At 71.3% G+C, this 13,543-nt stretch carries 7 protein-coding genes; 2 read left to right on the top strand and 5 right to left on the bottom strand.

Annotated elements, in window-relative coordinates; genetic code table 11:
* From Apa02nite_RS23290 to Apa02nite_RS23270, 5 genes are all read right to left on the bottom strand, one after another.
* On the bottom strand, positions 1-1,414 hold a 1,414-nt coding region (locus Apa02nite_RS23290), incomplete at its 3' end, for a hypothetical protein (protein WP_239164505.1).
* On the bottom strand, positions 1,407-2,813 hold the full coding sequence (locus tag Apa02nite_RS23285; protein ID WP_067705313.1) for a glycosyltransferase: 1,407 nt from the start codon (positions 2,811-2,813) through the stop codon (positions 1,407-1,409). The genes Apa02nite_RS23285 and Apa02nite_RS23290, both read right to left, overlap by 8 nt.
* Positions 2,810-4,999 (bottom strand): glycosyltransferase, encoded by a 2,190-nt coding sequence (locus Apa02nite_RS23280; protein ID WP_203826875.1) that lies wholly within the window; start codon positions 4,997-4,999, stop codon positions 2,810-2,812. The genes Apa02nite_RS23285 and Apa02nite_RS23280 overlap by 4 nt, the downstream gene beginning before the upstream one ends.
* Positions 5,000-5,029: 30 nt before the next feature.
* Positions 5,030-8,476 carry a PA14 domain-containing protein gene (locus Apa02nite_RS23275; RefSeq protein ID WP_203826874.1) on the bottom strand — a complete coding sequence of 1,149 codons (3,447 nt, stop codon included), beginning with the start codon at positions 8,474-8,476 and terminating at the stop codon, positions 5,030-5,032.
* 196 nt (positions 8,477-8,672) lie between these two features.
* The gene (locus Apa02nite_RS23270; RefSeq protein WP_239164504.1) at positions 8,673-10,202 is read right to left on the bottom strand and encodes a CocE/NonD family hydrolase; all 1,530 of its coding nucleotides are present in this window, start codon (positions 10,200-10,202) and stop codon (positions 8,673-8,675) included.
* A gap of 174 nt (positions 10,203-10,376) precedes the next feature.
* Between Apa02nite_RS23270 and Apa02nite_RS23265 the strand changes: the two genes are divergently transcribed.
* Both Apa02nite_RS23265 and Apa02nite_RS23260 read left to right on the top strand, forming a co-directional pair.
* Positions 10,377-10,949, top strand: coding sequence for a TetR/AcrR family transcriptional regulator (locus tag Apa02nite_RS23265; protein WP_067705300.1), 573 nt, complete (start codon positions 10,377-10,379; stop codon positions 10,947-10,949).
* Positions 10,950-10,992: 43 nt separating this feature from the next.
* Positions 10,993-13,488, top strand: a complete 2,496-nt coding sequence (locus Apa02nite_RS23260; protein WP_203826872.1) for a PAS domain S-box protein — start codon at positions 10,993-10,995, stop codon at positions 13,486-13,488.
* Positions 13,489-13,543: the final 55 nt, after the last annotated feature.

Raw genomic sequence — 13,543 nt, 5'->3', positions numbered from 1 at the left:
CTCCGGGCAGGCCGGGGGATGACGAGGTTGGGGTGCCGGGCCCCGCGGTGGCCGGGGCGCCGGCCGGGAGTGGGGCCGGCGGGAGGGCCCAGGCGATCAGGTGGCCGGCTACCAGGACGCCCAGCGGGATGACCGTGATGTTGAAGCGGAGCCAGCCGAAGGACGTTCCGGAGAGGAACGCCAGGGCGTCGAAGGCCAGGACCGAGCCGAGCACGGTGATCGGCGCCAGGACCCGGAGGTCACGGCGGCGCCATGCGATCACCAGGGCGATCGCGGTCAGGAGCAGGGCCACCGGGGACAGGCCGATCAGTTGCTGCAGCCAGTAGACGGTGCGGCTGGGGAGGTCGGCGCCGGTCACCGAGGAGATGTCCGAGGCGGCGGTGTCGACCTGGGTGGAGTTGCCGTACTGCGAGGAGAACGTGGCGAACCACTGGTCCACGATGATCTTGCTAGCTGCGGCCCAGAGCACGAAGGCCAGGAACGGCGGAAGGCCGACGATCACGGCGTCCGCACGGGCCAGCGACCACCGCCGGGCCCGGCTCGCCACCGGCGCCACCGGCACCCCCGAAGCCGACGATTCCGAGACCGGCACCGAGGAATCCGAGCCGCGCACCGAGGAGTCCGGGCCGCGCACCGACGAGTCCGGGCCGCGCGCCGGGGAATCCGGGCCGCGCGCCGAGGAGTCCGGGCCGCGCGCCGAGGAGTCCGGGCCGCGCGCCGGGGAATCCGGGCCGCGGGAGATGCGGTGGATGGTGGTGCCCAGGTAGGTGACCAGGGTGACGACGACCGTGACCGCCGCGGCCGGGGCCAAGGCTTCGTATCGGGCGCCGTAGCCCAACGCCAAAGCCAACCCCAGCGGCACCAGCAGCTCCACCCTGCCCTCCGCCAGCCACATGTGGAAGGAGCGGACCGCCAGCAGCAGGCACAGCAGGAAACACGCCTCGCTCATCCCGTTGCCGGCGTACAACAACGTCATCGGGTGCGCCGCGAACGCGACGGTGAGCAGCAGGCGCGGCACCCGCCGCAGGCCGGTGCGCCGCAGGACGTCGTGGGCGACCGCGACGGTCGCGGTCATCAGGACCGCCGAGACCAGCGGGGCCAGCAGGGCCTGCTGGGTCAGGGCCGGGAACAGGTGGGTCAGCGGCAGGAACGGCAACAGGATCAGCGACGGCAGCGGGTTCCACACGAAACCGATCGCGGCCAGGTGCGGGTCGCGGCTGTAGAACACGTAGTAGCCGTTGGCCAGGCGGCTCATCGCGTCGCCGGGCAGCAGTTGGTGGTGCCAGAACCAGAGGGCCAGGCCGAGGTAGACGACGGCGCAGGTGAGGATCACGGCGCGACGCTCGCTCCAGAGCGGAGCGCGACGGCGCCGTACCGCAGGAGACACCACCGGGCGGGACAGGAGATCAGACATCGGCCACCTCCGGAGCAGCGGCGGTCTTGGGCAGGTGCAGCCCGTGCGTGGTCTTCTCCCAGTACGACGGCTTGAACACCAGCTGCCAGGCCGCCTTCGCGCCGGCCAGGCTCATCATCACCCAGTACCCGGGTGACAGCAGGGCGGTGCCGAGCAGGTCGGGGCGGTCCATCGTGCGTACCGACAGGACGTTCAGGTAGATCACCGTGGCGTTGCCGAAGACCAGGCAGAACAGGCCGAGGTAGTAGTACGGCGCGATGAAGATCTCCTGGAGGACGGCCGGGCGGTCCAGGAACCACAGCAGCGTGGTGGCCCACAGCACCGCGTTGAGCAGTGCCGCCAGGGGTGTCCCGCCGACGAACAGGTTGAGGCAGAGCAGGCCGCGCCACCCGAGTTGGCGGAACGTGGCCCGCGGTGAGCGCAGGTGCACCAGCCAGGTCATCAGGTAGCCCTTGTACCAGCGGCTGCGCTGCTTGATCCAGTTGATGAAGTCGGAGTTCGCCTCCTCCAGGGTCACCGACCAGAGCACGCCGACCCGGTACCCGGAGCGGGCCAGCCGGATCCCGAGGTCGGCGTCCTCGGTCACGTTGTACGGGTCCCAGGCACCCAGGTCCCGCAGTTCCCGCGTACGGAAATGGTTGCTCGTGCCGCCGAGCGGGATCGGCATCCGCAGTGCGACCAGGCCGGGCAGCAGCGACCGGAACCAGGTGGCGTACTCCAGCGCGAACCACTTGGTGATCCGGTTCTGGTCGACGTTGAAGTAGCTCAGCTCGGCCTGCAGGCACACATAGGACGGTCCGAGCCGGCGCAGCGCCACCACGGCCCGGCGCAGCTGCAACGGGTCCGGGATGTCCTCGGCGTCGTAGATCGTGACGAGCTCGCCGGTGGCCCGTTCCAGGCCGACGTTGCAGGCTTTCGGCTTGGTCTTCGGCTGCGACTCGGGCACCACCAGGATCTGCGCCCACGAGCCGGCCAGCGCCGCCTGCGCCACCGCGATCGTCTCCCGGTCATCCTCCTCCAACAGCAGGATGACCTCGAGCTTGTCGCGCGGGTATTCGATCGCGCCGAGATGCTGCATGAGCAGCCCGATCACGTCCGGTTCCCGGTAGGCCGGCACCAGCACGGTGTACACCGGAAGGTCCGCGTCCGGCACCGCGCGGGCCTCCTCGTCGCTGACCCGCACCTGGTGCTGGCCGCGTCCGGCGGCGTAGACGAGCACCACCCGGAACGCCAGCGCCGCGGTGTAGGCGATGGTCACGAACGCCACCACGGTCTGCAGCACCAGCATCGGCCGCAGCACCGCGACCACCCCGATCAGGACGATCGCCACGATCAGCCCGAGCCGCTGCGGCTTGGTCAGCACCATGTGCGCGGAGTGCGCACCGAACTTCTCGTTCATCGGACGGCCTCGGTGAGGGAAGGAGCAACCTCGGCGGGGGAGGGAGCCGGGCCGGCGAGGGAGAGGGCGGCGGGCAGGGACTGCAGGCCGAGCAGCACCGCGACCGCGACCAGGGCGACGAGCGCGAACCGGGCCCGCGGCAGGTAGGGCCGCACGGCCATCGGCGCGGGTTGTGGCGCGCGCCGCGACCACCGGGCCACGAAGATCACTACGACCGCGGTGAGCAGCAGGTCGACGGTGACCGGCAACGCCGCGACGCGGAACGCCGCCGGGCCGAGCAGGCGTCCGGTGAGCAGCACCGCGAGCAGTGCGCCGACGGTCACCGCGGCCAGCACGACCGACGCGAGGACCGCGCGCCCCAGCGCCACCGGCCGCGCCCCGGAGATCACCAGGGCACAGATCAGAAGACAGGCCGCGCCGCCGAGGAGGGCGGTTCCCGGCAGGTCCGCCGAGGGCAGGGTGAGTGAGGCTTTTTCGTACGTCGTGACAAGCGCCCCACCGGAGTCCACCGGTCCGGCGGGCCGCCCGAGCACGGCGACCACGGCCCGCAGCCCGCCGTTCACGGCGTCCACCGTGGACGCCGGGAGCAGGCCGCCGATCGCGACCACGGGCAGCAGCAGCGCCCACCGCAGCCGCGCCGCCGTCCGCGTGCCGACCAGCAGGACCGCCGCGCCGGCCAGGTACGCGCACGCGGCCGGCACCAGCCACCCGGTCCGGTCCGGTGCGGGCATCACCAGCAGCAGGGTGGCCGCCGCGGCCAGGAATCCGGTGGCCAGCAGCCCGTCGGTCTGCCGGTCGTGCACGTCCGGCTCGTCCGGTGCGGGCCGTACCCGTCCGGCGATCAGCGCCGCCGCGGCCGCGAGGGGGATCAGCAGCGACACACCCGGTCCGCGGCTCCACAGCCCGTTCCAGGTGATCGAGAGCAGCGCCGGGCAGGCCACCGCGGTGAGCACCACGGCGAGGGTGATCCGGGTCTGCACCGCCCGGCGGACCGCGCCGAACAAGCGTCTCGCGTCCGCGCCGCCACCGGTCGGGATGCCGTAGACCCAGGCGCTGGTCACCGCGTAGCGCAGCGCGAAGACCACCACGATCGCGACCAGGTTGGCGCTCAGGTAGTGCAGGCCGCCGAGCTGCACCAGGGCGTAGAGCAGGCCCAGGTGGATCGGCGTGAGCGTGTTGTTGAGCAGCAGGAACCGGCCGAACCGGCGGCTGGTGGTCCGTTCGCCGGGGTGCATGACGAGCCGGTCCACGATCGCGAAGTTGCCCACGATCGCGACCTGCACGGCCAGGAACGCGGCGAGCAGGTACGGCAGCCCGGCAGCCTCCCCGAACGCCCACAGCGCGGCCGAGTTGACCGCGGTGCCGAGCGCACCGGCCGCCGCGAACCCGGCCAGCCGGCCGAGCGCGGAGTCCGGACGGCGCATCGCGGCGAGCCGCAGCACCGCGAGTTGCCGCAGGTAGCGCAGCCCTTCCCGGAACGACGCCTTGCTCTCGCCGGCGTGCCGGGGCTGGAACGTGTACGGCACCTCGGCGACCTGCCGGATCCGGCTGCGGACCAGCACCTCGAGCAGGATCTTGTACCCCTGCGGGCGCAGCTCGGCGGTGCGGACCCGGTCCCGGCGGACCGCGAAGAACCCGCTCATCGGGTCGGTGACCGCGCGCAGCCGGACCGGGAAGACCAGCCGGGCCAGCGTGCCGGTGGCCCGCGAGACACTCCGGCGGAACGCGCCGCTGAGCCCGTCGACCCGGCCGCGGGTGCGGTAGCGGCTGGCCACCACCGCCTCGGCCTGGTCGACCTGGCCGGCGGCGAGCAGCTCCGGGACGGTCTCCGGCGGGTGCTGCAGGTCGCCGTCCATCACCACCACCCACTCGGCGCGGGCGGTGGCCAGCCCGGCCGCGACCGCGCCACCGAGCCCACCGGGGCGAGCTCCCGCCGGACGGTGCACCAGTCGTACCAAAGCGGGGTTTTGATCATGAATTTCGGTGATCACGCGGGGCGTCTCGTCGTCGCTGTCGTCGACGAAGACGATCTCGGCGGGGATCGCACCGAGCGCGGCCCGCAACCGCTCGACCAGCGGGCCGACGTTCTCCGCCTCGTTGCGGGTCGGCACCACCACGCTGACTATCGGCGGCGCGGCGACGGATTCCGGGATGGTTTTGAGCCGGGTTGGCGACAGATCCGCCATCGAAGATCTCCTCTTGGCCGGGGCTGTTGGCTACAGGGCGGTCTGTGTGAAGCGGGCGAGCGCGCCGCCGCCGTTCTCGTAGTACTCGACGGTCACGACGTGCTCGCCGGTCAGGGCGAGGTCGGCGGTGAAGGTGGCCGGCCCGTGGTCGGACCAGCCGTCGACGACGATCGCGCCGTCCAGCCGGACCCGGACGCCGTCGTCACCGGTGACGACGAAGCGGTAGGTGCCGGCCGGATACGTGATCGTCTTGGTCCAGCGGGCCGAGAACCCGTCGGCCGGCAGCGCCGGATCGGGGCTGCCACCGCCCCAGTCGAAGGCGACCGCGTCGTCCTGCCGGGTCACCGCGGGCGGGCCGGTCAGCGCCGGGTCGGCGAAGTACTCGCCGGTCCACGCGTCGACCGGGCCGACGTCGCCGATCCGCTGGTAACCGAACCGGGCGAGCGCGCCGCCGTCGTTCTCGTAGTACTCGACGCGGATCGTGTGCGTGCCGGAGAGCACCAGGCGGTCGGTGCTGAACGTGTCGTTCTGGTTCACCCACTTGTCGACGATCGGTGCGCCGTCCAGGTAGACCCGGATGCCGTCGTCGCTGGCGCCGGCGAACCGGTAGACGCCGGCCGGCAGGGTGTCGGTGCGGGTCCAGCGGGCCACGAAGTGGTCGTTCGTGATCGCCGGGTCGGGGGAGCCACCGCCCCAGTCGTTGCTGATCACCGAGTCGGTGCGGGTCAGGTCCGGCGCGCGGGCCGGGACGGCCGGGGTCGCGGTGTTCCAGAACTCGGCGGTCCAGTCGACCGGGTCGGCGGCGTCGGCGGTCTGCGCGAACGTCAGCCGCGCCACCGCGTCGCCGAAGTTCTCGTAGTACTCCATGGTCACCGTGTGCGGGCCGCCGCCGAGCAGGGTGGTCGCGGTCTGGGTGCGGCTCGCGCCGTCCTGCCAGGCGTCGATCAGGCGCAGGCCGTCGACGGTGAGCCGGACGCCGTCGTCCGCGGTGGTGGTGAACGTGTACTCGCCGGGTGCCAGGCTGAGGGTCCTGGTCCAGCGGGCCGCGAAGTGATCCGCCGGTAGCGCGGGGTCGGGCGAACCGGTGCCCCAGTCGTGATCGATCGCGGTCTCGGTCTTTTCTATTTTTGGATTTCCGGCTGGAATTGTCGGACTCGACCCGGCGCCAGTCATGTCCCAGTACGAGGCTTTCCAGGTGTCGTCGGGCTGGTCGATCGCGCCGGCCCAGTCCAGTTTGGCCAGTGCGTCGCCGCCCTGGTCGTAGTACTCGTAGGTGATCGTGTGGGTGCCCGCGCCCAGGTCGCCGATCCAGTCGTAGGCGGTGCCGGACTGGCCCTGCCACTGGTCCAGGACCAGGGTGCGGTCGATGTAGAGGCGCACGCCGTCGTCCGAGACGCTGGTGAACCGGTACCGGCCGGCGGCGAGGTACTGCTTCTTGGTCCACCGGGCCGAGAAGCCGTCGGCCGGCACCGCCGGGTCCGGGGCCGCGCCGCCCCAGAGGAAGTCGATGCTCGGATCGCTGCGGGTCAGGACCGGGGCTCCGGCCAGGTTCGGGTTCGCATAGAAGGTCGCGGTCCAGTTCGGGGATTTTGCGTACGACGCGGTGTACGTGGCCGGCTGCTCCGGGGTCACGATCGTGTGCCGCAGGCCTTTGCCGTCGGACCAGCCGGTGAAGTGGTAGACGGTGCCGTCGGCGGCCGTGGCGGTCGGCGGGGCGTACACCTCACGCTGGAAACCGACCACGCCGAGCCGTTCGTGCGGCGTCTCCTCCGGGATGCCGTCCAGGTGCAGCGGCAGCCCGGGTGGATCGGAGGTGATGGTGAACGTGCTGGTCACCGGCCGGATGTTGATCGACGCGGCGGCGCTCAGGCCGTTCGCGTCGGTGGCCGTGGTGGTGATCCCGTACCAGGTGTCGGCGGAGGACTCGCCGGTGGCCGGGACCGTGAACCGGCCGGCCCGGCCGGTCAGCGGGCCGACGAACGGGTGGATGTGGGTGCCGTGGTGCAGCACCACGGTGGTCTTGATGTCCGCGTCGTCGAGGTCGAAGCCGGCCGCGTCGGTGGCGAACGCGTTGTAGGTGACCGTGTCGCCGGCGCGGTAGGTGGCGCCGTCGGCGGGGACCGCGATCCGGACGGTCGGGGGGATGCCGACCTGGATGACGATCGGGATCGCCGTGCTGGCGTGTCCCTCGCTGTCGGTGACGGTCAGTTCGACCTCGAAGACCCCGGTGGCCGGATAGGTCTTCGCCGGATTCTTCGTTCCGGACGTGGTGCCGTCGCCGAAGTCCCAGACGTAGGTCAGCGCGTCGCCGTCCGGGTCGGTGCTGCCGTCGGCGGAGAAGTGCACGGTCAGCGGCCCCTGCCCGCCGGACACGTCGGCACTCGCGACGGCGGTCGGCGCGTGGTTGCCCAGGCTCCAGGTGACCTTGTAGAGCCGCCCGGGGATGTAGGTGACGTAGTAGAGCGCGCCGTCCGGGCCGACCTTCATGTCGACCACCGAGCCGGCCGCCGCGTCGAAGTCGCTGACCGCGACGGCGTTGCCGTTCGCGTCCAGCTGTGCGCGGCGGATGAAACCCTTGGCGTAGTCGCCGAAGAAGAGATTGCCCTGATATTCCGCGGGGAACTGGTCGCCGCGGTAGATCGGGCCGCCGACCGACGCGGCGCTCGCCCCGTCGTGCGGGTACGTGTAGATCGGGTCGATGAAGCCGGCGCAACCCGCCGTGCACTTGCCCTCTTTGAGCGGCCACCCGTAGTTGCCGCCCTTGACGATGTGGTTGACTTCCTCCCAGGTGTAGTCGCCGACGTCGCCGCCGTAGAGCTCACCGGTCAGCGGGTCGAACTGGAAACGCCAGGGGTTGCGGAAGCCGTACGCCCAGATCTCCTGCTGCTTGCCGGCCTGGCCGTAGAACGGGTTGTCGGCGGGGATCGACCCGTCCTTGTTGATCCGCAGGATCTTGCCGTGCGGGTTCGTCAGCACCTGGGCGTTGCTGGAGTAGCCGTTGTCGCCGACCGCGAAATACATCTTGCCGTCCGGGCCGAACCGGATGCTGCCGCCCACGTGCAGCTGCTGGGAGAGCGACTCGGTGCGGAAGATGGTGAACGGCCCGTCGGTGCCGACGTCGCCGGACGCGTCGAAGCGGACCAGGCGATTGTGCAGGTCGAGACCGGTGTAATAAAAGTAGACATAATGGTTGGCAACCCCGAAATCGGGATCGAATGCGATACCGATCAGTCCGCGGTCGCCGGTCGGCTCGGACGGCAACTCGGCGAACGGCGTGGCCAGCAGATGACCGTTCTTGAAGATCTTGATGGTGCCGGAACGCTCCAGGATGAAGATCCGTCCGTCCGGCGCGAACTCGAAACCCGACGGTTCGTCCAGGTCGCCGCCGATCACCAGCGAGGTCTGGAAATCCGCAGGTGGAGCCGCCTGTGCCGGTGTCACCAGAAGTGTTGTCGCCAGGATTGTCAGAATGGCCATGATCGATCGTGCGCGCACGGGACCCCCCACATCAGACCGCACCTGAAGAACTTAGGGGTGCGGTATTTCCGGGGTGGTGCGAGCAATGGAAAGAGCAATGACGTGAATGCTTCGGTCGTGTTTCCCGCGGTTCCGTAATGGAGATGGGCCACCGCGCGACGCGGTGACCCATTTCTCATGTCTATTTATGGCAATGCTATTGCAGAGGCACGTCCACGTAGGACCCGCCGGTCACGGTGACCGAGCCGCCCGCGGCGTTCTCGTCGTAGTAGAGCGGGTCGACGGTGTCCACCACCAGGGTCAGCGAGTGGCCGGCCGGCAGGTCGTACGCGGTGGCGAACAGGTCCACGTCGACGCTCGTGGTGCCCGGCGCGTCCAGCCAGGAGACCGGGGCGTGGGTGATCAGCTTGGCGGTGCCCAGGGTGTCCAGGTCGTAGAGGTAGGCGACCACGGTGCCGGTCGCGGCGGCGCCGGTCAGCTCCAGGTGCACCTTCGGCACCCCGCGGATGTGCTGGGCGCTCGACGGGCGGTCGGCCGCCCAGACGCCGGCCCGGGTGCGGTCGACGAACGGCAGCCAGACCGACGGCTGCTCGCCGGTGATCGCCGCGGCGCCGTTGGTCAGCAGCACGACCCCACCACTGGCGAGGGTGTCCTTGTCGGCGGGCAGTTTCTTGGTCCACCCGGTGGAGGTCGCGCCGCCGAGCAGGCCGGTGCCGTCCAGCAGCCGGATCTTGCCGAGGCCGTACCGGCGGGCGGTGCCGGAGAGCGCGGACCAGGAGGCGTAGCCCTCGGCCGACGCGTTCAGCGGTTTGACCTGCACGGCGGGCTCGGTCTCGGCGCCGTTGGGCTGGCCGCCGAGGTAGTGGTCGAACCACTCGTACAGGCTCTGCCAGGCGTCGTTCGGCAGGCCCAGCACGCCGGTCAGCTCGGCGATGGCGTGGTCACCGGGGCGCAGCTCGAGGCGCTTCGGGGTGGTCAGCTTGCCGAAGAAGTCGGTCAGCTGGTTGGGCGGGAAGAACGAGTCGCCCCAGCCGTTGGCGAGCAGCACGGCCGGCTGGTTCGCGTTGATCGCGTCCAGGTAGGTGGCCGCCGAGCGGGCCTTCGCCCAGGCCTGCACCTGGCCGACGTTCTTGTTCGCGTTGAAGTCGGCGAGCGCGGTGCTCAGCTCGGGGCTGGGCTTGCCGACCAGCTGTGCGGCCAGCTGCAGCAGCCCGGACGACTGCCGGTGCCGGGTCGAGCCGGAGTAGAGCGAGTAGACCAGGTCGGACCAGCCGCTGAGCGCCGCGACCGCGCGGATCCGCTTGTCGGTGCCGGAGCCGAGCAGGCTGATCCCGGCGCCGTAGGAGATGCCGGCCGCCCCGATCCGGGCCGGGTCGGTGGGCGTGTTCGCGATCGTCCAGTCCAGGACCTTGGACAGGTCGGCCATGTCCTGCGGCCCGGCCGTGTCGATCGTCCCGCCGGAGAGCCACCAGCCGCGCGGGGTGTACGACACCACCACGAAGCCGCGCCCGGCCAGGATCTTGGCCTGGGCGATGTACTCCACGTCGTTGAGTCCCCAGCTGGACGGGAACACGATCGCCGGGTGCTGCCCGGCGGCGGCCGGCGCGATCCAGTTGGCCTTCAGCGCCACGCCGCCGGCGCCGGATATCTCGACGGCCTGCAGAGCGGTGGTGGGTGCTGCGGAAGCGGACGTCGCGGTGCCGGTGAGGACGGCAAGAACCAGCAATAACCCACTGAAAACCGAAAAAAGGCGGTGTGGTGCCATAGCGCACTCCTGGTGCAACTCGGGTGGGTATGGCGACGTCGTGGCGGCAGCGTAGGAAGCGGTACCGAGAAAGTGAAGGTGATGACATTCTCGTTACCGGCCGGTAACGTAACCCGTCGGTAAGGGGGGTGGAAGTTGCTCTACGGAACCCCGACTGCGCGTCGCCGCGACGCTCAGCGCAACCGCGCGGCCATCGTCCTGGCCGCGAGTGAGGTGCTGACCGAGGGCGACCCGGTCTCCCTGATGCCGGAGATCGCCCGGCGGGCCGGCGTCGGCCAGGCCACGCTCTACCGGCACTTCCCGGACCGGCACGCGCTCACCGCCGCGGTGATCGAGCACCAGCTCGAACGTCTGGAGCAGGCCGCCGCCAGCCTGGGCCCGCACCCGGAGCACTTCCGGCAACTGCTGCGCTCGGTGCTGCACACCCAGATCGCCATGCGCGGCCTGGTGGTGCTGATCCGCCGGCTCGACCCGGCCACCCAGAACCGGTTCCGGCAGCGCGCGCTGACCGCCTTCGACGCGCCGATGCGGCAGGCCCGCGAGCACGGCCACGTCCGCGCTGACCTGGTCCCGGACGATCTCGCCCTGCTGTTCACCATGGTCCAGGGGGTCGCCGAGGCCACCGCCGACGCGGCCGCCGCCCGCGCCGCCGCCGACCGCTCGGTCGACCTGATGCTCGACGGCATCTGCCGGGTCGTGCCCGGCTGAGGTCCGGCCTCAGGTTCTGCGGCCGCGCGTCGATAACACCAAGGTGCAGACTGCCGAGATGCAGGCGCTCGACGCCGCGGAGCGGGCGGAACTGGAACGACTCCGCCAGGTGGTCGCCGAGGACCCCGCGGCCGTCGCGCGCGCCGAGCGGTACACCCGCGCGCTGCTGGCCGCGGTCGAGACCCAGCGGGCCGTCTCCTCGGTGGCACAGGACCGCGACCTGGTGCTGCGGGTGGTCGCCGAGCAGGCGGTGGCCGCGTTCCCGGCCGCCGACGGCGCGATGGTCGAGCTGATCGAGGGCGACCTGCTGCGGTACGTGGCCGGCGCCGGGATGCTGGCCGAGCACGTCGGCAAGTACCAGGGCATCGCGGACTCGGTGAGCGGCTCGGCGCTGGCCGACGGCCGGCCCACGCACTGTGCCGACGTGGAGAGCGACGAGCGGGCCAACCGGGGGATCTGCCGGAGCACCGGGGTGCGCTCGATGTGCGTGACACCGCTGTTCAACCGGGACCGGGTGATCGGCGTCCTCAAGATCGCCAGCAGCGAGCGGAACGCGTTCGACGCCGCCGACGCCTGCCACCTGGAGCTGGTCGCCGGGACGGTGGGCGCCGCGCTGCGGCACGCCGAGGACTACGAGGCCAGCGTCGCGCTGCTGGCCGAGCGGACCAAGACCCTGGCCGCGCTCGAGTCGAGCGAGACCCGGTTCCGGCAGACCTTCGAGAACTCGCCGCTCGGCCTGCTGCTGTGCAGCACCGAGGAGGCGACGTTCGGCCGCTACCTGAACGCCAACCCGGCGATGACGGCGATCACCGGGTACTCGGCGGACGAGCTGACCACGATGTCGTTCCGGGACCTGCACCACCCCGACGAGCTCGAAGCGACCGCCGACGTGCTGCGCCGGCTCGCCTCGGGAGCGCTGGACTCGGTCAAGGTGGAGAAGCGGTACGTGCACAAGAACGGGCACACCGTCTGGATCCAGGCGCGGGTGGCGATGGGCGAGACCGGTCCGGGCACCCATCCGTACGCCGTGGTCCAGGTGGAGGACGTGACCGCGAGCCGCGCCGCGAACGCCGAGCTGCACCGCCAGGCGCGGCTGCTCGACCTGATCCCGGCCGGGGTGATCGTCCGTGACCTGGCCGGCGAGATCCTCTGGTGGAACACCGGCGCCGAGCGTCTCTACGGCTGGCCCGCCGACGCCGCGCAGGGCCGGGTCACCCACCGGTTGTTCAGCACCAACTACCTCGGTGGCGGCACGTTCGAGGAGCAGGCCGCGGCGCTGGAGCGGGACGGCTGCTGGGACGGCGAGCTGCAGCACCTCACCGCCACCGGGCGGCTGGTCACCGTGCTCAGCCGCCAGGTCGTCCACCGGCCGGCGGACGGCACCGGACCGGTCCAGGTCCTGGAGATCAACACCGATGTCAGCGTGGCGCGGGCCGCGCAGCAGGCGGTCGCGCTCAACGAGCAGCGCTTCCGGGCGCAGTTCACCCAGTCCGCGGTCGGCCAGCTGGTGCGCGGGCTGGACGGCACGCTGGTCGCGGTGAACCAGGCGTTCGCCGACATGGTCGGCCGCAGCCCGGAGGAACTGGTCGGCCGGACCGCCGAGGAGCTGATGCACCCGGAGGACATGGGCGCGGCACACCGCAAGATCGCTCGGCTGTTCACCGGGGAGACCGACGCGTACGCGCACGAGGCGCGGCTGCGGCACTCCGACGGGCACTGGGTGGACACCGAGGCGACCGTGTCGGTGGTGCGCGGCGCGGAGGGGCGGCCCAAGCACCTGATCGTGGTGGCCACCGACATCTCCACCCGCCGCGCCGCGGAGCGCGCCCGTGACCAGGCGGCCGCCGCGCTGTCCGAGCGCAACCTCGAGCTGGAGGCCGCCGACCAGCTGAAACTCGACATGATCGGGATGCTCGGCCACGAGATCAACAACCCGTTGTCGGCGATCCTCGGCTACAGCCAGATGCTCGCCGAGGAGGTGGACCCGGCGAGCCCGCACCACCGGGCCATCAAGATAATCAGCCGGCAGGCCGATCGGCTCGACGAGATCGTCGGCGAGGTGCTCGCCATGGTCAGCCTGGACGCCGGGAACATCCACGCGGTCCGCGAGCGGGTGTCGCTGCGCGCCGAGGTGCGGCGGGCGCTGGACTCCAGCGGCAACCGGGACATCCCGCTGCTCGGCCCGGACGCCACCGTGCTGTTCAACCCGTCGCACCTGCAGCAGATGGTGGTCAACCTGCTCTCCAACGCGGCGAAGTACGCGGGCGGGGCGAGCGCGCTGCGGATCGAGCCGGTAGGGGACCGGATCGGGCTCCGGATCGAGGACACCGGGCCGGGTGTGCCGGACGAGTTCCTGCCCCGGCTGTTCGAGCGGCTGGCCCGGGCGGATCAGACGGCCGACACCATCCGGGGGACCGGGCTGGGGCTCTACATCGTGCGCAGCCTGGCCCGGGCCAACAACGGCGACGTCCGCTACGAGCCCCACCCGGCGGGCGGCTCCGTCTTCATCATCGAAGCCGAACCCGCCCCGAGCGTGTGAACTTGTGGTGCGGAGCGCGCCGAAACTTCACACGCAGCGGGGGTTTGCCCCGAGT

Origin of the sequence: Actinoplanes palleronii (assembly GCF_016862315.1) — a bacterium.
GTDB classification, from domain to species: Bacteria; Actinomycetota; Actinomycetes; order Mycobacteriales; family Micromonosporaceae; genus Actinoplanes; species Actinoplanes palleronii.
Note: the sequence above shows the minus strand (reverse complement) of the source record. Positions and strands in the feature narration are given on the sequence as shown.

Excerpts from the sequence above, each read along its gene's own strand:
- Apa02nite_RS23285 (WP_067705313.1), bottom strand. The coding sequence starts at position 2,813 with ATGAACGAGAAGTTCGGTGCGCACTCCGCGCACATGGTGCTGACCAAG.
- Apa02nite_RS23275 (WP_203826874.1), bottom strand. The coding sequence starts at position 8,476 with ATGGCCATTCTGACAATCCTGGCGACAACACTTCTGGTGACACCGGCA.
- Apa02nite_RS23280 (WP_203826875.1), bottom strand. The coding sequence starts at position 4,999 with ATGGCGGATCTGTCGCCAACCCGGCTCAAAACCATCCCGGAATCCGTC.